Here is a 16,492-nt window from a genome sequence, read left to right as displayed (position 1 = left end):
GTCAGTTCTGAGAGGTGCCAGACCCGGTCTGTGCCTCAAGCCACAAACGCGCCTGATCCACCAGAGAGACATAGCTGTTGAGAACCGGATCAGCCTGCGGCACCGCTTCGGAAATCTTCTGAGAATTGCTGTAGATCAGCAACAGGATCACGCCGACAATCAGAATCAGCAGGAACCCGCGCCGGAACCCGCCAGACTTGGCGGGCGGGGGCATGTCCTCGTCCAGCTTTGGCAGGGGGTCGTCGCTGCGCAGGCTGGAATTGATTGCCTCGACATCCGGCAGCGCGTCTTTCTGACCGAAATCCTTTGCTGTTTCTGTAGCGATCAGGTCCTTGGCGGCTTTTTCCACTTCGGGCGGCGCGTCGAGTGCCAAATCGGTCTGCGTCTCAAGGCTGCCGCCTTCATGGGCGCGCAGGTCTGCTTCGCGGGCTGCTTCTTCCTTGAGGATGTTGGCAACCGCCGGGTCGACATTCCCGGTCGAGGATGCCTCGGCAGGCTCGGGCGTTGGCTTTGGCTCTTCGGCAGGTTTTTCTTCAGGCTCTGGAGCTGCAGCCGTTGCCACGGGCTCGACCACAGGCGGTTCCGGCTTTACCGGTTCAGCGGCAGTTTCGGGGTATTTGGCCTGAAACCAAGTCTTTTCGCAGTTGGAACACTGCACATCGCGGCCTTCCTCGGGAATGACCTCGTCTGGCACTTCGTACTGAGCACCACAATTCGGACAAGTAAGACGCATGCTGCCTCCCGGTCGGGGGCCCGACCTGATAATAGTTTTTTCAGGGATGTTATTCCGTTAAGACCTGACCGCAAAGGGTGTTTTCGGTTTCACACGGCAAGTGTCACCAATTCGACCCGGTGCAGGCATTGAAACCACAACCGCGCTCGGGCAAGAAGGGCGGCAACAATAAATGGGGGCCCTTGTGATCGAGCTGGAAAACGTCAGCTACACCTATGGTGATGGTGAGTTGCTGAGCGACGTGTCGCTTCAATTGCAGCCGGGGTCGTTCCATTTTCTGACCGGTCCGTCGGGTGCGGGCAAGACGACCTTGCTCAAGCTGTGTTATGGCGCGTTGCTGGCCACATCAGGACGGATGACCGCATTTGAGCAGGACATTGCACACCTGGACCGAGATCAGATGGCGCTGCTGCGTCGCCGGATCGGGGTTGTGCATCAGGATTGCCGATTTCTGGACCATATGACCTTGGCTGAAAACGTCGCATTACCGTTGATGGTGTCCGGCAAAGGCGAGAATGCGCAGAAAGAAGACCTGCTGGAATTGCTGAACTGGGTCGGGCTGGGCACACGGCTTGATGCGCTTCCTCCGGAACTTTCCGGGGGCGAACGTCAGCGCGCGGCGTTGGCGCGGGCGGTTATCCTGTCGCCGGACGTTGTGCTGGCCGATGAGCCGACCGGCAACGTGGATTGGGAAATGTCCCAGCGATTGCTGCGCCTGCTGGTCGAGTTGAACAAGATGGGTAAGACCGTGCTGATCGCGACCCATGACCTGAGCCTGATCCGCGCTGCCAAAAGCCAGGTTCAGGCCCGGGTTCTGCGAATCTCGCAGCGCCAGATTCAACTGGCGGGGGCGGATCTATGAACAAGGGCACCATCCGCAGCATGCTGGTGCGCGACAAACGCGCGGATCGGGTTGTTCCTCCGTCGGGCTACACAGCGCAACTGACCCTGTTCGTTTCCGGCGCGATGGCCTTTCTGGCCGTTTTCGCGCTTGCCTTGTCGCTGGCATCGGGCCGGCTGGCCGACCGTTGGGCATCAGAACTGGCGGGGGCTGCCACTTTGCGTATAAACGCGCCCGCCGAACAGCTTTCCGCCCAGACCGAGGCCGCACTGACCGTGCTGGCCCAAACCCCAGGCGTTGCGTCGGCACGCGCCCTGACCGCAGAGGAACAGGTCGCGCTTTTGTCCCCTTGGTTCGGTCCTGATTTGCCGCTTGATACGCTGCCTATTCCGCAACTGATAGAAATCATCGAGGGCGAACCGGATCTAGATACCGCTGGCTTGCGCTTGCGACTTGGTGCCGAAGTGCCCGGCGCCGTGCTGGACGACCATTCACGCTGGCGCGAGCCACTGGTCGAGGCGGCAAACTCGCTACGGCGATTGGGCTGGGTGTCTATCCTGCTGATCGGCGGCGCAACGGCGGCGATGATCACGCTTGCGGCCAATGCCTCATTGGCGGCCAATGCGCAGATCATCGAAGTCCTACGCCTTGTCGGTGCCCGTGATCGTTTTATCGCCAGCGCATTTGTACGGCGGTTCACATATCGCGCTTTCTTCGGCGCCCTTGTTGGAGTGCTGTTCGGCATGACCGGTGTCCTGCTGTTGCCCGAAGCCTCAGTTGAGGGCGGGTTTCTGACCGGATTGGGTTTTCAGGGGGTTGGCTGGCTGTTGCCTGCGCTGATACCTCTGCTGGGGGCTGCGGTGGCGTTCTTGGCCACCTGGACAGCGGCCGTGCGCAAATTGAAGGAGCTTTCGTAATGGCTACAGCGGTCCAATGGGTGCGCTCTTTGATCTTCATGATCGTGATTTATGCGTGGATGCTGATCCTTGGTATCGTTTTCGCGCCCTACGCGCTGTTTACCAAACGCGGGGCTTTGCAGGCATGTAAAACCTACGCGCGATCGACGATCTGGTTGGCCCGCTGGATGGTAGGCATCCGGTGTGAGGTTCGTGGAAACGTTCCCGTGGACGAGGTCGTGATCGGAGCCAAACACCAGTCCTTTCTGGACATCATCATGATCTTCAGCGCCATTCCGCACGGCAAGTTCATTATGAAAAGGGAACTGCTGTATACCCCGGTTATAGGTCTCTATGCCCGTCGCCTTGGGTGTATACCGGTTGATCGCGGCAGAAAGGGTGCTGCCGTCGCCAAGATGGTCAAAGACGTGGCTAAAGAGTTCTCTGAGCCCGGGCAGCTTGTGATTTACCCGCAGGGCACACGCGTCGCACCGGGGGCGAAGAAACCTTACAAGGTCGGGACGGCGGTTCTGTATGAAGGGCTGGGCTTTCCTTGTGTTCCTGTTGCGACGAATGCCGGTGTTTTCTGGCCGCGTACCGGGGTTTTGCGTAAACCTGGTCTAGCAATTGTCGACTTTCTTGACCCGATCGAACCGGGTGTGGGGCGGGATCAATTTCTTGGGCGTCTGGAAGATGTGATCGAAACACGATCCAGTGCATTGATGCGAGAAGTGGGGTTTGAACCGGATGGAGCTCATTAAGGACATCGCAACGCTCGAGGCGCTCTACGGGACGCCGGGCGCGCCTGCATTGCGCAAAGTGGCCAGACAGCTCACGCCGCTTTACCGCAAATGGATCATGGCGTCGCGCCTGTGCATCCTCAGCACCGTTGGGCCCGAGGGTGTCGATGGCAGCCCGCGAGGTGACGACGGCCCCGTTGTACTGGAACTTGATCCGCACACATTGGCGATGCCCGACTGGCGCGGAAATAACCGGCTGGACAGTCTGCGCAATATCGTGCGCGACCCGCGAGTGTCGTTGATGTTCATGGTGCCGGGGTCCAACAGTGTCGTGCGGTTGAATGGAACGGCGCATGTGACGGCTGATGAAGATTTGCGCGCGCGGTTCGAAAAGCAGGGCAAAAGACCAGCAACAGTGATCGTTTTCGAAATCACTGAGATTTACACCCAATGCGCCCGCGCCTTGATGCGGGCCCGTACCTGGGTCAGTGGCGACGAGACCGCGCATGTGCCGACCGTCGGTGAAATCCTCGCCGAGGCGTCGGACGGCGAGGAAGGCGGCACGCAATATGATCAGGAATGGGGTGCGCGCGCCGCGAAGACGATGTGGTAGGCGCGGGATCAGGCTGCCGCGGCACCGATCCGGGCTACCTTTGATATCCAGCGGTCCACGCTGCCGGGGTTGGGATAGCTGGCGCCCGAAAAGTAAGTGAACCGCGTCGGTTTGAAACCGACAAATCCCAGAATCTGATCGCGGATCTGGCGGATCAGTGCTTGCCTGTAGATGAAACGCATGAACCAACCCGGCGTGTCAGAGGTAAGGATGACCCGCGCTGTGCGCCCTGTCAGCATAGGTGCTGGAAAGCCGATCCTTGTAGTATTCCGCGTGTCGAAGGTGCGTCCGGGGATGAATGCCCGGTCAATCAACCCTTTCAGCTTGGCCGGCAAGCCGCCCCACCACATCGGTGCCGTCAGGACAAGGTGTTCGCTCCATTCAAAATCCTGCAGCACTTGTTCCAATGCGGGTTCTAACGGTTTGAAGTCCTCATAGTTTCCCTGACCGAAGTCATGGTCAAATTGCAGGTCGCTTAGGTGAATCATGCGAACGTCGTGCCCCTTTTGTTTGGCCGCGTCGGCATAGGTTTCTGCAAATGTTCGGGACAGGCTGGTTTCGCCTGGGTGTCCGTCGAGGATCAGGATTTTCTTAGGTTGCATCGCGAATCTCCAAAATGACCGTGGTCAGTTTATAAGTGGAAAAAATGACCGTGGTCAATTAAAAATTTTGACCACGGTCAAAAAACATGCGAACAGGGCATATGCAAAAGACAGTTCAAAAGAGAACCCTTAAAACGCGCGCCCGATTAATCGAAGCCGCAGAGGACGTTATCGAAAGAAACGGCTATCAGGCTTTGCGGGTGGAAGACGTGGTTCAGGCAGCCGGGGTCGCAAAGGGAACCTTTTTTGCGCATTTCCGGGACAAAGACGCGCTAATGGAAATGCTGATTGGTGAGAGGCTGGTTGCCTGTTTCAATCAGGTCGAACAGGGCCCCGCCCCACGCACGGCTCCCGAAATCGCCGATGCCCTGCAACCGATCCACGCCTTCATGACGTCCGAGCGTTATGTGTTCGATCTGATCATCCGGTATTCAGGCGCTACGGCGATCACCGAGATCGGGCCCATTGCGCGCTGCTTCGAACGCTATGTCCGACTGGTTGCTGATTGGTTGGAAACTGCGAAGGTGCGCAAAGACATTTCCCCCGATTTGTTGGCCGAGGGGGTTCAGGCCTTTGCTATTCAGTCCATGTCGCTGAAGTTTTGCGCGCTGCATGAGGCAGAGAGCTTTTCAGATAGGTTAGAAATCTATCTGGACGCGTGGTTAACCCCGGCAACCTGACGGGCGCCGGGGTTGTTTTATCAGCTGTGGATTGGTCCGTCGCCACAGGCCAACGCAGCTTCACGCACGGCTTCCGAATAAGTTGGGTGGGCGTGGCAGGTCAGGGCCAGATCCTCGGCCGAGGCGCCAAATTCCATCGCCACACAGACTTCATGAATCAGATCGCCGGCACCGGGGCCGATGATGTGGCAACCCAGAATGCGGTCGGTCTCCTTGTCGGCCAGGATTTTGACAAACCCATCGGTCATCAAATTCGCCTTGGCGCGGCCGTTGCCCATGAACATGAACTTGCCGACCTTATAGGCGCGGCCTTGCTCTTTCAGCGTCTCTTCGGTTTCGCCCACATTGGCAACCTCGGGCCAGGTGTAGATCACGCCCGGGATGACGCCGTAGTTTACGTGCCCATGTTTGCCCGCAACCTGCTCGGCTGCGGCCATACCTTCGTCTTCGGCCTTATGCGCCAGCATGGGGCCTTCGGTCACGTCACCGATGGCGTAAATGCCCGCCACGTTTGTCTGCCAATCTGCCCCCACCTTGATCTGACCACGCGGTGTCATTTCAACACCCAACGCTTCCAGACCCAAACCATCCGAGTACGGTTTGCGTCCGGTGGCGACAAGTACTGTATCAGCCTCGATCACATGTTCGCTGTCATCCTTGCGCAGTTTGTAGGTCACTTTGGCCTTGGTCTTGGTGGCTTCGGTCTTTTGGACCGCAGCGCCCATTACAAATTTTAGGCCTTGTTTCTTGAGGATGCGCTGGAAGGTTTTCTGAACTTCGGGGTCCATGCCGGGGGTGATCGCATCTAAGAATTCAACCACAGTCACCTCAGCGCCCAGACGCTGATAGACCGAGCCCAACTCAAGCCCGATCACGCCTGCGCCGATCACCACCAACTTCTTTGGCACCTTGTTCAGCGACAGAGCGCCGGTCGAAGTCACCACAACCTTTTCGTCAACGTCGACACCGGGCAGCGAGGACGGTTCGGACCCGGATGCGATAATGATGTTCTTGGCGGTGTGAACCTCGTCGCCCACTTTGACCTGACCTGCGGCAGGGATCGAGCCCCAGCCTTTCAACCAGTCGATCTTGTTTTTCTTGAACAGGAACTCGATACCCTTGGTATTGCCGTCGATCGTTTCCTGCTTGTAGCCCTGCATCTGTTTCCAATCGACCGAGGGGCTTTTGCCCTTCAGGCCCATCTTGGCAAAGTTATGCTCGGCCTCATGCAGTTGATGGCTGGCATGCAGCAGCGCCTTCGAGGGGATACAGCCCACGTTCAGGCACGTGCCGCCCAGAGTTTCACGCCCTTCGACGCAGGCAGTCTTCAGACCCAGCTGAGCGCAGCGGATGGCGCAAACATAGCCGCCGGGGCCTGATCCGATTACGATAACGTCATAATTTGCCATGTGTCAGGTCCTTATCGTTTACGGGGATGGCGGCAATTTCCTGCACGCCGGGGCGTTTCCCCATTACATTATCCATGCCAGCGACTGAATCAAAAGACAGCCGCCAACAATATTACGGTGTTGGCCAACAAGCCAACGATCCAAATCACGGTTCGCCAAGGCGTCCAGCCCATTGCGTAGGCTGGAACATATAGGATGCGGGCGATCAAATAGATCCAGCTACAGGCCGCAGTGAGCCCGTTCGACTGGCCCGAAACCGTCACGACAAGCGCCGCAATTGCGAACAGAACCAACCCTTCGGTGTGGTTGCTGAGGGCACGGTGCAGACGCCCCGAAACCCCCGGTTTGTCAAAGGGGATATCCCGCGGGCCAATCGCAAGGCCAAGGTCAATCTTTCCGTGTCCTGCAGCCAGATAGACCACGAATTGCGCGACCCAAAGTAATGCGGCAAGGGTCAGGACGGTCAGTTCCGTGGTCATCCAGTGGTTCCCTTTGAGCAGTCGAAAGTCATCGCGTTACCCGTTCGTGCTGCGCCCCCAATGGGCAGGCGCAGCTTCATGCTTTCAGACAGGGTCCAGAACTTTGGTCTGGATATGTGCCACGCCGCCACGTTCGTGGTGCATGGCCAGCTCTTCGGATTCGATGAAGCTCTGGGCCCGGTCGAGATCGGTGATCTCGAACAACGCGACCGCGTGGTCCTTGCGATCAGGGTCTTTCCAGATATGGAGGTCGCGGATGCCCGCGGCCTCTCTCATCGGTTTGTCTTCTTCAAACACCTTCAGCCAGACATCAAAGTCGGCCACGTCGGCTTGCCAGAGTACATGTGTCGCCATGATTACAGATCCATCAGCAGACGGCGCGGGTCTTCCAGCGCCTCTTTCACACGTACAAGGAACGTCACCGCGCCCTTGCCGTCAACAATCCGGTGGTCATAGGACAGTGCCAGATACATCATCGGGCGGATCTTGATCTCACCATTGATGACCATTGGACGGTCCTGGATCTTGTGCATGCCAAGGATACCCGACTGCGGCGGGTTCAGGATCGGTGACGACATAAGCGAGCCATAGACGCCACCGTTCGAGATGGTGAAGGTGCCGCCCTGCATCTCTGCCATGGACAACTTGCCATCACGAGCGCGCTTGCCCTTTTCGGCGATGGCCTTCTCGATATCCGCGAAGGACATGCTGTCGGCGTCGCGGATGACAGGAACAACCAGACCTTGCGGCGTACCGGCGGCAACGCCCATGTGCACGAAATTCTTGTAGACGATGTCCGTGCCATCGATCTCGGCGTTGACTTCCGGAACCTCTTTCAGCGCGTGACAGCATGCCTTGGTGAAGAAGGACATAAAGCCCAGTTTCACGCCGTGCTTTTTCAGGAACAGGTCTTTGTATTCATTGCGCAGGCCCATCACCTCGGTCATGTCCACCTCGTTGAAGGTGGTCAGGATTGCCGCAGTGTTCTGCGCATCCTTCAAACGCTTGGCGATGGTTTGGCGCAGGCGGGTCATGCGCACACGCTCTTCGCGGGCGGCATCCTGTGCTGCGACCGGTGCCCGAGGCGCTTGCGCTGGTGCCGGTGCTGCCGCCGTAGGTGCCGGGGCCGCAGCCGTAGCCGCTGCGCGGGCAACATCCTCTTTCATGATCCGCCCATCACGACCGGTGCCTGTGACCTGATCCGCGGACAAACCGGCCTCTGCCATAGCTTTTTCGGCGGATGGCGCGTTGGCGATGTCCTTGCCGGTGCTTGCTGCTGCAGCCGGGGTTGCCGCCGCAGCTGCCGGAGCAGCGACGGACCCTGCCGCTGCGCCGGAAATCACCGCCAGTTTGGCCGACGCCTCAACTGTTGCGCCTTCGGGGGCAACGATTTCTGCCAGAACACCCGCAGCCGGGGCCGGAACCTCGACCGAGACCTTGTCGGTTTCCAGCTCACACAGCATCTCGTCCTGTGCGACGCTGTCGCCGACCTGTTTGAACCATGTCGAAACGGTCGCTTCAGTCACGGATTCACCCAAGGTCGGCACCATGACGTCAACACTGCCGCCAGACGCCGCCGGAGCAGCCGCAGCCGCCGGGGCCGGTGCGGCTACCGGGGCAGGAGCTGCGCCTTCACCTGCAGCGATGGTGGCCAGCAGAGCGTCAACGCCAACGGTTTCACCTTCTGCGGCGACGATTTCGCCCATCACGCCAGCGGCAGGAGAAGGGACTTCGACGGTGACCTTGTCAGTCTCCAACTCACACAACATTTCATCAACCGCGACGGCGTCGCCGGGTTTCTTGAACCATGTCGCAACCGTGGCTTCGGTAACCGACTCGCCAAGCGTGGGAACTCGAACTTCAATGGACATCGATTATTTTCCTTCAATGCTCAGCGCTTCGTCGACCAGCGCTTCTTGTTGGGCTTTGTGTTGGCTGGCCAGACCCGTCGCGGGAGAAGCCGATGTGGAGCGGCCGACGTAACGCGGCCGCGTGTGCTTGGCGCCGATGCGGGTCAGAACCCATTCGATATTCGGTTCGATAAAGGTCCATGCACCCTGGTTCTTGGGTTCTTCCTGACACCAGATCATTTCGGCACCCTTAAAGCGCTCAAGCTCATTAATCAGCGAATGAGCTGGGAAGGGATAGAACTGCTCAATCCGCATCAGGTAGACATCATCGATGCCGCGCGCATCGCGTTCTTCGAGCAGATCGTAGTAGACCTTGCCGGAACACATCACCACGCGTTTGACCTTGTCGTCCTTGACCAATTTGGTTTCCGAGTTTCCGTGCTGTGCATCGTCCCACAACACGCGATGGAAGCTTGAACCAGTGGTGAACTCTTCTGCTGTGCTGACCGCCAGCTTGTGGCGCAGTAACGATTTGGGCGTCACCAAGATCAGCGGCTTCCGGAAGGTCCGGTGCAGCTGACGGCGCAGGATGTGAAAGTAATTCGCAGGGGTCGTGCAGTTGGCCACGATCCAATTGTCCTGACCACACATCTGCAGGAACCGTTCCAGACGCGCTGACGAGTGTTCAGGCCCCTGACCTTCGAAGCCGTGTGGCAACAGGCACACCAGACCGGACATGCGCAGCCATTTGCTTTCGCCCGAGCTGATGAACTGGTCGAACATGATTTGCGCGCCGTTGGCAAAATCACCGAATTGCGCTTCCCACAGGGTCAGTGCATTTGGTTCCGCCAGTGAGAATCCATATTCAAAGCCCAGCACCGCATATTCGCTGAGCATCGAGTCGATCACATCGTATTTCGACTGGCCCTCACGTATGTTGTTCAGCGGGTAGTACCGTTCTTCAGTTTCCTGATGTATGAAACCCGAGTGACGCTGACTGAACGTCCCGCGCGTCGCATCCTGCCCTGAAAGGCGCACCGGATAGCCTTCGGTCAGCAGAGAGCCAAAGGCGAGGGCCTCACCAGTCGCCCAGTCAAACCCTTTGCCGCTTTCGAACATCTGTTTCTTTTGATCCAAAAGACGCGAGACGGTACGGTGCACTGCGATATCGGCTGGTGTGTGGCTCAGCGCGTTGCCAATCTGCGCCAGCGTTTCCGGTTTAATTGCCGTGTCGCCGCGGACATATTCATCTTTGTTCTTGTCCAGATGCGACCAGCGTCCATCCAGCCAGTCAGCCTTGTTGGGCTTATAGTCTTTGCCCGCCTCGAACTCATCATTCAGATGCGCCTGGAAGGCGGCCTTCATATCCTCGATTTCGCCTTCGGGGATAAGGCCGTCTTTCACGAGACGCTCGGTGTACAGCGACAGCGTGGTCTTATGCGTCTTGATCTTCTTGTACATGATCGGGTTGGTGAACATGGGCTCATCGCCCTCGTTATGCCCGAACCGGCGATAGCAGAAGATGTCGATAACCACGTCCTTGTGGAACTTCTGCCGGAATTCGGTCGCAACCTTGGCGGCATGTGTTACAGCCTCGGGATCGTCGCCATTCACGTGGAAGATCGGTGCCTCAACCATCAGGGCGATATCGGTGGGGTAGGGGCTGGAGCGGCTGAAATGCGGCGCGGTGGTAAAGCCAATCTGGTTGTTCACCACGATATGCATCGTGCCGCCGGTCTTATGACCCTTAAGGCCGGACAGGCCAAAGCCTTCGGCGACAACACCTTGACCCGCAAAGGCGGCATCGCCGTGCAGCAGGATGCCCATAACCTTGGTCCGGTCTTCGTCACCCAACTGATCCTGTTTTGCGCGAACCTTGCCCAGAACAACCGGGTTCACAGCCTCAAGGTGGGAGGGGTTTGCAGTCAGCGACAGATGGACACTGTTGCCATTGAATTCACGGTCGCTGGACGCGCCGAGGTGGTATTTCACATCGCCTGAACCATCCACATCTTCGGGTTTGAAGCTGCCGCCCTGAAACTCGTTGAAGATCGCGCGATAAGGCTTGCGCATCACGTTAGCCAGAATGTTCAGGCGACCCCGGTGCGGCATGCCGATGACGATGTCGCTGACACCCAGCGCACCGCCGCGCTTGATGATCTGCTCCATCGCGGGGATCAAGGCTTCGCCGCCGTCCAGGCCGAAACGTTTGGTGCCCATGTATTTAACGTGCAGGAACTTCTCGAAGCCTTCGGCCTCGACCATCTTGTTCAGGATCGCCTTGCGGCCTTCCTTGGTGAACTGAATTTCCTTGCCGTACCCCTCGATCCGTTCCTTCAGCCACGCGGCTTCTTCCGGATTTGAGATATGCATGTACTGCAGCGCGAATGTGCCGCAATAGGTCCGTTTCACGATCTCGACAATCTGGCGCATGCTGGCCATCTGCAAACCCAGCACGTTGTCGATAAAGATCGGGCGGTCCATGTCGGCTTCGGTGAAGCCATACGTCCTGGGGTCCAATTCCGGGTGGGTGCTGGCGGCGCGCATGCCCAACGGGTCCAGATTAGCAGCAAGATGGCCCCGGATACGATAAGCCCGGATCAGCATCAGTGCCCGCAGACTGTCCAGAACGGCGCGTTTGATTTGGTCTTCGCTGACCTTAACACCCTTGGCCTCGGCCTTGTCCTTAATCTTGTCGCCCGCCGCCTTGGCGTCGATTTCGGCCCATTCGCCCGTCAACGCGCCAGTCAGGTCATCCGTCGGCATCGGAGGCCAGTCGGTCCGAGCCCAGGATGGCCCTTCGGCCTCGCGCTGGACGTCCGGCGTGGCGTCGCCCATCGCCCGGAAAAAATCGACCCAGGCCGCATCTACAGCGTTCGGGTCCTTGGCGTACTGGGCATAAAGCTGCTCCAGATATTCAGCATTATGCCCCTGCATAAAGCTTGAGGCATGAAAGGCAGAGTTGGGCGTATGTTCGGTCATTGGGCTACCTCTGTTGGGTTGGGACCGTATTGGTTGGTGCCTGGCTGGCTGGGGCGGGTCAGCCACCACAGAACCAGGACGGGCGACACAAACAAAACAAGCAGTGTCGGAATGACGATTAGCAGAGTGGCGCGGGTGAACAGGATGTCCAGATTCCCGCCATGCTGGAAATGGGATGCGAGGCCGATGCCAAAGATCAGCACAGCAAAGGCGCCGGCAATCAGCAGGATCGGAAGCAAGGCAAAAAGCCCGCTGCGCCCGGTGTCATGCATCCGTCGCCACGCGACGGCCAGATGCGGGATAAACACGATCAGGCTGACGATACTCTGCACCGGCTGGTTGGACGTTGCAGTGACTTGTTTGATTTCATCGGTCTGCGTCGTGGCGACCTGAGTGAAGAACTGCCAATCGATGACCCCGGCGATAAAGCTCCAGATCACGATGAACAGGAAAAAGAACCAGTATTCGGGCCGCGAGGCGCGACCCGAGAAGGTGAAGAACTTGGCGAAACAGGTGCGGATGGCGTCAGAGAAGGTCATGCGGGCACATCTCCACATAGCGCACCAAATCGATTACTCTTGGGCTCAGACGCAACAAGCATCATTCCTACGATGTTTGCTGTTACCATCACACTCGCTACGAGTGCCGCCAGAAAAACTGGCCCTAGGGTCAGGAATGCTAAGATCAGCCACAAAATCGGCCCGCCTATCAGCAAACTAAACCCCAAGAAGACCTGATATCCGAGCCAGACGAGGATAATCAATAAGAAAGGATACACGGCCTGGTGACCCTCTTCGCCAGTATCCTGTAGCCGTCGGCTCATAGCAGAGAGCAAAGGGATAGACGCCGCCATTACCAAAAGCAACTGCCCAATTCCCCAGCTCAAGGAAATGCTCCATTCAAGGTTCATTGCTACAACTACAGGCAGCATAGCGGCCACTGGCGCGAACCACCAAAACTCGGCGCGGGGAGCCCTGCCCGAGAAGACGAGCGCTTTTCGAAAACCAAACGATATGGCTTGTTTAGGTCCCATCAAGGCCATCCTGCCCAGCGACACTGCCAGGCAGCGCCCGACCGCTCCCATGGGCGGGCGCTTCGCACCCACACGCGTTCGGGCGTTGACCTAAGCACATATGCGCCACAGGCAATCACTGCTTACCCAATTGCTTCCAGCACAGCCTCACCCAGCTGCGCTGGGCTTTCGGCCACGACGATGCCGGCCGAGCGCATGGCTTCGATCTTGTCCTCAGCACCGCCCTTGCCGCCGGCGACGATGGCGCCCGCGTGGCCCATGCGGCGGCCCGGAGGAGCGGTGCGGCCAGCGATGAAACCAGCAGTCGGTTTAGAACGGCCCTTCTTGGCCTCATCCGCCAGGAACTGAGCGGCTTCTTCCTCGGCTGAGCCACCGATCTCACCGATCATGATGATCGAGTGGGTTTCGTCATCGGCCAGGAACCATTCCAGCACGTCGATATGCTCAGTCCCTTTGATCGGGTCACCGCCGATGCCCACACAGGTGGACTGACCCAGGCCTACGTCTGTTGTCTGTTTCACAGCTTCATAAGTAAGCGTACCCGAGCGGGAAACGACACCCACGCTCCCGCGTTTGTGAATGTGGCCGGGCATGATGCCGATCTTGCAGGCGTCGGGTGTGATGACACCGGGACAGTTCGGGCCGATCAGGCGCGAGCTTGAGCCTTCCAGCGCGCGTTTCACCTTCATCATGTCCAGAACCGGGATGCCTTCGGTGATGCAGACGATCACTTCCATCTCGGCATCAATCGCTTCGAGGATCGAGTCTGCCGCAAAGGGCGGGGGCACATAGATCACGCTGGCGTTGGCTTCGGTCACATGCTTGGCCTCGTGGACCGAGTTGAATACGGGCAGGTCAAGATGGGTCATCCCGCCTTTGCCGGGGGTCACGCCGCCGACCATCTTGGTGCCATACGCGATGGCCTGTTCGCTGTGGAATGTGCCCTGCGAGCCAGTAAAGCCCTGACAGATCACTTTGGTATTTTCGTCGATGAGGACTGCCATTTGGCATTCTCCTGTTTTAAGCGGGCCTGAGCCTGCCTGAATTCGTCGGAAAGGTGGGCAAATCCCACCCCACGGAATTGGGATTAGCCTTTGACGGCCTTCACGATCTTCTCAGCACCGTCTTTCAGGTTGTCTGCCGCGATCACGTCCAGGCCAGAGGTGTTGATGATCTCTTTGCCTTTCTCGACATTCGTGCCTTCCAGACGCACGACCAGCGGAACCTTCAGGCCGACCTCTTTCACCGCGGCGACAACGCCCTCGGCGATGACGTCACAGCGCATGATGCCGCCGAAGATGTTGACCAGGATGCCTTTGACCTGCGGGTCAGAGGTGATGATCTTGAACGCCTCGGTCACTTTCTCTTTGGTGGCGCCACCGCCCACGTCGAGGAAGTTGGCAGGCTCAGCCCCATACAGCTTGATGATGTCCATGGTCGCCATCGCCAGGCCGGCACCGTTGACCATGCAGCCGATCTCACCATCCAGTGCGATGTAGTTCAGGTCGTACTTAGAGGCTTCCAATTCCTTGGGGTCTTCCTCGGTCGTGTCGCGCAGCTCGGCAATGTCGGGGTGGCGGTAGACCGCGTTACCGTCAAAGCCGACCTTGGCGTCCAGCACTTTGAGGTCGCCCTTGTCGGACACGATCAGCGGGTTGATTTCCAGCATCTCCATGTCCTTCTCGACGAAGGCGGCGTATAGCTGGCTCATCAGTTTGACGCACTGTTTGACCTGCGCGCCCTCCAGCCCCAGCGAAAAGGCGATGCGGCGGCCATGATAGGGCTGATAGCCTGTTGCCGGATCGACCGAGAAGGACAGGATTTTCTCGGGCGTTGCAGCGGCAACCTCTTCGATGTCCATGCCACCTTCTGTGGAGCAGACGAACGAGATGCGGCTGGTCTGGCGATCCACCAGCAGGGCAAGGTACAGTTCACGCTCGATGCCGGAACCGGCTTCGATGTATATGCGGTTGACTTGCTTGCCCGCGGGGCCGGTTTGATGAGTGACCAGCGTACGGCCCAGCATCTTCTTGGCTTCCTCGGATGCTTCTTCCACCGACTTGGTCAGACGAACACCGCCTTTTTCACCGGCGTCAGCCTCTTTGAAGGAGCCCTTGCCGCGGCCACCCGCGTGGATCTGTGCTTTGACAACCCAGAGTGGGCCATCCAGTTCACCGGCTGCGGTTTTGGCTTCCTCAGCGCGCAGTACCGCGCGACCTTCGGAGACCGGAGCGCCATAGCTGCGAAGAAGCGCTTTGGCCTGATATTCGTGAATGTTCATCGAAACTGTCCTGTCTGACTGCGTTACACCGTTATAGGGGTGTCTAGGGGGCAAGTTTAAAGGGTTTTTTGACAGGGAAGCAGTTTTTCACGAAGATTTTCATCATTTGTGATCACGGTTTTTTTGGGTGTGATCACAAAATGCAATGAAGGTTGCCCGTTTGATTCGTCGTCGTTGACGGCCTTTAGAATAAAGAGAGAATTCAGCTAGCGCTAAACCAAGTCGACCCGTCGAGACGGCAAATTCGCATGACTGTAAGCCGCTAGCTTCGATAGCGGATCGATCGAAGAGCGCAGAAGTCGCCCAAAACAAAACCCGGCTCACCAAAGGTGAACCGGGTTCTGATTTTCTTTACGTATGGATCACGCCAGCGAGCTGTCGATGCCCTTGCAAGCTTCGATCAGGCCTTTGACGGCATTGACCGAATTGTCGAACCCGGCTTGTTCGTCTTCGTTCAGCTTGATGTCGACGATCCGTTCGACGCCACCGGCGCCGATCACGGTCGGAACGCCGACATAGAGACCGTCAACTCCCAGCTCGCCGCTGCAGTATGCGGCGCAAGGCAGTACGCGCTTTTGGTCTTTCAGATAGGCTTCGGCCATTTCGATCGCCGAAGTGGCAGGCGCGTAGTAAGCCGAGCCAGTTTTCAGCAGGCCAACGATTTCGGCACCGCCATCACGGGTACGCTGAACGATGGCGTCCAACTTATCCTGCGTGGTCCAGCCCATCTCGACCAGATCGGGCAGGGGGATACCGGCAACGGTCGAATAACGCACCGACGGCACCATTGTGTCGCCGTGGCCGCCCAGAACAAACGCGGTGACGTCGCGCATCGAGACGTTGAACTCTTCCGACAGGAAGTGCGCGAAACGGGCCGAGTCCAGAACGCCAGCCATGCCGCAGACTTTGTTGTGCGGCAGACCCGAGAATTCGCGCAGAGCCCAGACCATCGCGTCCAGCGGGTTGGTGATGCAGATCACGAACGCGTCGGGCGCGTGGGCTGCAATGCCTTCGCCAACCGACTTCATGACTTTCAGGTTAATGCCCAACAAGTCATCGCGGCTCATGCCGGGTTTGCGGGCGACGCCAGCGGTGACGATGCAGACGTCTGCGCCTGCGATATCGGCATAATCGCTGGTGCCGGACATGGCTGCGTCGAACCCTTCCGAAGGGCCGGATTCAGCGATGTCGAGCGCTTTGCCCTGCGGCAGCCCGTCTGCGATGTCGAACAGGACTACGTCACCCAGTTCTTTGACAGCTGCGAGGTGCGCAAGCGTGCCGCCGATGTTCCCAGCGCCGATAAGCGCAATCTTGGGTCTGGCCATTTGGAAAATCTCCGGTCGGAATTGAAAT

General features: G+C 58.3%; 17 protein-coding genes. 5 read left to right on the top strand and 12 right to left on the bottom strand.

Annotation, left to right across the window (positions count from 1 at the left end; genetic code table 11):
* Nucleotide 1: 1 nt before the first annotated feature.
* Complete coding sequence (locus tag DK510_RS15915; protein WP_109312915.1) at nucleotides 2-733, bottom strand: zinc-ribbon domain-containing protein; 732 nt, start codon at nucleotides 731-733, stop codon at nucleotides 2-4.
* A 184-nt stretch (nucleotides 734-917) separates the two neighbouring features.
* Between DK510_RS15915 and DK510_RS15910 the strand changes: the two genes are divergently transcribed.
* Genes DK510_RS15910 through DK510_RS15895 form a run of 4 tightly spaced genes read left to right on the top strand, consistent with a single transcriptional unit; the run spans nucleotide 918 to nucleotide 3,823 of the window.
* Nucleotides 918-1,595 carry a cell division ATP-binding protein FtsE gene (locus DK510_RS15910; RefSeq protein WP_109313004.1) on the top strand — a complete coding sequence of 226 codons (678 nt, stop codon included), beginning with the start codon at nucleotides 918-920 and terminating at the stop codon, nucleotides 1,593-1,595.
* Nucleotides 1,592-2,491, top strand: coding sequence for an ABC transporter permease (locus tag DK510_RS15905; RefSeq protein ID WP_109312914.1), 900 nt, complete (start codon nucleotides 1,592-1,594; stop codon nucleotides 2,489-2,491). Before DK510_RS15910 ends, DK510_RS15905 begins: the two co-directional genes overlap by 4 nt.
* Nucleotides 2,491-3,231: a 1-acyl-sn-glycerol-3-phosphate acyltransferase gene (locus DK510_RS15900; protein WP_109312913.1), complete on the top strand. Its 741-nt coding sequence runs from the start codon at nucleotides 2,491-2,493 to the stop codon at nucleotides 3,229-3,231. Before DK510_RS15905 ends, DK510_RS15900 begins: the two co-directional genes overlap by 1 nt.
* Complete coding sequence (locus tag DK510_RS15895; RefSeq protein ID WP_109312912.1) at nucleotides 3,218-3,823, top strand: pyridoxamine 5'-phosphate oxidase family protein; 606 nt, start codon at nucleotides 3,218-3,220, stop codon at nucleotides 3,821-3,823. Before DK510_RS15900 ends, DK510_RS15895 begins: the two co-directional genes overlap by 14 nt.
* Nucleotides 3,824-3,831: 8 nt before the next feature.
* Here the strand turns inward: DK510_RS15895 and DK510_RS15890 are convergent, their stop codons facing one another.
* A complete protein-coding gene (locus DK510_RS15890; RefSeq protein WP_109312911.1) occupies nucleotides 3,832-4,425 on the bottom strand; it encodes an NAD(P)H-dependent oxidoreductase in 594 nt (197 codons plus the stop codon).
* A 101-nt stretch (nucleotides 4,426-4,526) separates the two neighbouring features.
* Here DK510_RS15890 and DK510_RS15885 point away from each other — a divergent pair, with 101 nt between their 5' ends.
* Entirely contained in the window at nucleotides 4,527-5,105 is a 579-nt protein-coding gene (locus DK510_RS15885; protein ID WP_109312910.1) for a TetR/AcrR family transcriptional regulator, read from the top strand.
* 20 nt (nucleotides 5,106-5,125) lie between these two features.
* Here the strand turns inward: DK510_RS15885 and lpdA are convergent, their stop codons facing one another.
* The 10 genes from lpdA to mdh form a co-directional block, all read right to left on the bottom strand.
* On the bottom strand, nucleotides 5,126-6,514 hold the full coding sequence (gene lpdA, locus DK510_RS15880) for a dihydrolipoyl dehydrogenase (protein ID WP_109312909.1): 1,389 nt from the start codon (nucleotides 6,512-6,514) through the stop codon (nucleotides 5,126-5,128).
* A gap of 89 nt (nucleotides 6,515-6,603) precedes the next feature.
* Nucleotides 6,604-6,993, bottom strand: coding sequence for an MAPEG family protein (locus DK510_RS15875; RefSeq protein ID WP_109312908.1), 390 nt, complete (start codon nucleotides 6,991-6,993; stop codon nucleotides 6,604-6,606).
* Nucleotides 6,994-7,077: 84 nt separating this feature from the next.
* Nucleotides 7,078-7,347: a hypothetical protein gene (locus DK510_RS15870; protein ID WP_058273540.1), complete on the bottom strand. Its 270-nt coding sequence runs from the start codon at nucleotides 7,345-7,347 to the stop codon at nucleotides 7,078-7,080.
* A gap of 2 nt (nucleotides 7,348-7,349) precedes the next feature.
* On the bottom strand, nucleotides 7,350-8,864 hold the full coding sequence (gene odhB, locus DK510_RS15865; protein WP_109312907.1) for a 2-oxoglutarate dehydrogenase complex dihydrolipoyllysine-residue succinyltransferase: 1,515 nt from the start codon (nucleotides 8,862-8,864) through the stop codon (nucleotides 7,350-7,352).
* A 3-nt stretch (nucleotides 8,865-8,867) separates the two neighbouring features.
* Entirely contained in the window at nucleotides 8,868-11,825 is a 2,958-nt protein-coding gene (locus DK510_RS15860) for a 2-oxoglutarate dehydrogenase E1 component (protein WP_109312906.1), read from the bottom strand.
* Nucleotides 11,822-12,364 carry a DUF805 domain-containing protein gene (locus tag DK510_RS15855; protein WP_109312905.1) on the bottom strand — a complete coding sequence of 181 codons (543 nt, stop codon included), beginning with the start codon at nucleotides 12,362-12,364 and terminating at the stop codon, nucleotides 11,822-11,824. The genes DK510_RS15860 and DK510_RS15855 overlap by 4 nt, the downstream gene beginning before the upstream one ends.
* Nucleotides 12,361-12,858, bottom strand: coding sequence for a DUF805 domain-containing protein (locus tag DK510_RS15850; RefSeq protein ID WP_160116549.1), 498 nt, complete (start codon nucleotides 12,856-12,858; stop codon nucleotides 12,361-12,363). Before DK510_RS15850 ends, DK510_RS15855 begins: the two co-directional genes overlap by 4 nt.
* A gap of 122 nt (nucleotides 12,859-12,980) precedes the next feature.
* Entirely contained in the window at nucleotides 12,981-13,862 is an 882-nt protein-coding gene (gene sucD, locus DK510_RS15845; RefSeq protein WP_109312903.1) for a succinate--CoA ligase subunit alpha, read from the bottom strand.
* Between the two features lie 83 nt (nucleotides 13,863-13,945).
* Nucleotides 13,946-15,139 carry an ADP-forming succinate--CoA ligase subunit beta gene (gene sucC, locus DK510_RS15840; RefSeq protein WP_058278788.1) on the bottom strand — a complete coding sequence of 398 codons (1,194 nt, stop codon included), beginning with the start codon at nucleotides 15,137-15,139 and terminating at the stop codon, nucleotides 13,946-13,948.
* 362 nt (nucleotides 15,140-15,501) lie between these two features.
* Nucleotides 15,502-16,464: a malate dehydrogenase gene (mdh, locus tag DK510_RS15835; protein WP_058273532.1), complete on the bottom strand. Its 963-nt coding sequence runs from the start codon at nucleotides 16,462-16,464 to the stop codon at nucleotides 15,502-15,504.
* Nucleotides 16,465-16,492 lie beyond the last annotated feature (28 nt).

This window comes from Ruegeria sp. AU67 (assembly GCF_900312795.1).
GTDB lineage: Bacteria > Pseudomonadota > Alphaproteobacteria > Rhodobacterales > Rhodobacteraceae > Ruegeria > Ruegeria atlantica.
Note: the sequence above shows the minus strand (reverse complement) of the source record. Positions and strands in the feature narration are given on the sequence as shown.

What these genes read in the sequence shown, in the direction of transcription:
- DK510_RS15870 (WP_058273540.1), bottom strand. Translation starts at nt 7,347, where the DNA reads ATGGCGACACATGTACTCTGGCAAGCCGACGTGGCCGACTTTGATGTC.
- DK510_RS15875 (WP_109312908.1), bottom strand. Translation starts at nt 6,993, where the DNA reads ATGACCACGGAACTGACCGTCCTGACCCTTGCCGCATTACTTTGGGTC.
- mdh (WP_058273532.1), bottom strand. Translation starts at nt 16,464, where the DNA reads ATGGCCAGACCCAAGATTGCGCTTATCGGCGCTGGGAACATCGGCGGC.
- DK510_RS15850 (WP_160116549.1), bottom strand. Translation starts at nt 12,858, where the DNA reads ATGGGACCTAAACAAGCCATATCGTTTGGTTTTCGAAAAGCGCTCGTC.
- DK510_RS15890 (WP_109312911.1), bottom strand. Translation starts at nt 4,425, where the DNA reads ATGCAACCTAAGAAAATCCTGATCCTCGACGGACACCCAGGCGAAACC.
- DK510_RS15895 (WP_109312912.1), top strand. Translation starts at nt 3,218, where the DNA reads ATGGAGCTCATTAAGGACATCGCAACGCTCGAGGCGCTCTACGGGACG.
- DK510_RS15860 (WP_109312906.1), bottom strand. Translation starts at nt 11,825, where the DNA reads ATGACCGAACATACGCCCAACTCTGCCTTTCATGCCTCAAGCTTTATG.
- DK510_RS15885 (WP_109312910.1), top strand. Translation starts at nt 4,527, where the DNA reads ATGCAAAAGACAGTTCAAAAGAGAACCCTTAAAACGCGCGCCCGATTA.
- DK510_RS15900 (WP_109312913.1), top strand. Translation starts at nt 2,491, where the DNA reads ATGGCTACAGCGGTCCAATGGGTGCGCTCTTTGATCTTCATGATCGTG.
- sucC (WP_058278788.1), bottom strand. Translation starts at nt 15,139, where the DNA reads ATGAACATTCACGAATATCAGGCCAAAGCGCTTCTTCGCAGCTATGGC.
- odhB (WP_109312907.1), bottom strand. Translation starts at nt 8,864, where the DNA reads ATGTCCATTGAAGTTCGAGTTCCCACGCTTGGCGAGTCGGTTACCGAA.
- lpdA (WP_109312909.1), bottom strand. Translation starts at nt 6,514, where the DNA reads ATGGCAAATTATGACGTTATCGTAATCGGATCAGGCCCCGGCGGCTAT.
- DK510_RS15915 (WP_109312915.1), bottom strand. Translation starts at nt 733, where the DNA reads ATGCGTCTTACTTGTCCGAATTGTGGTGCTCAGTACGAAGTGCCAGAC.
- sucD (WP_109312903.1), bottom strand. Translation starts at nt 13,862, where the DNA reads ATGGCAGTCCTCATCGACGAAAATACCAAAGTGATCTGTCAGGGCTTT.
- DK510_RS15905 (WP_109312914.1), top strand. Translation starts at nt 1,592, where the DNA reads ATGAACAAGGGCACCATCCGCAGCATGCTGGTGCGCGACAAACGCGCG.
- DK510_RS15855 (WP_109312905.1), bottom strand. Translation starts at nt 12,364, where the DNA reads ATGACCTTCTCTGACGCCATCCGCACCTGTTTCGCCAAGTTCTTCACC.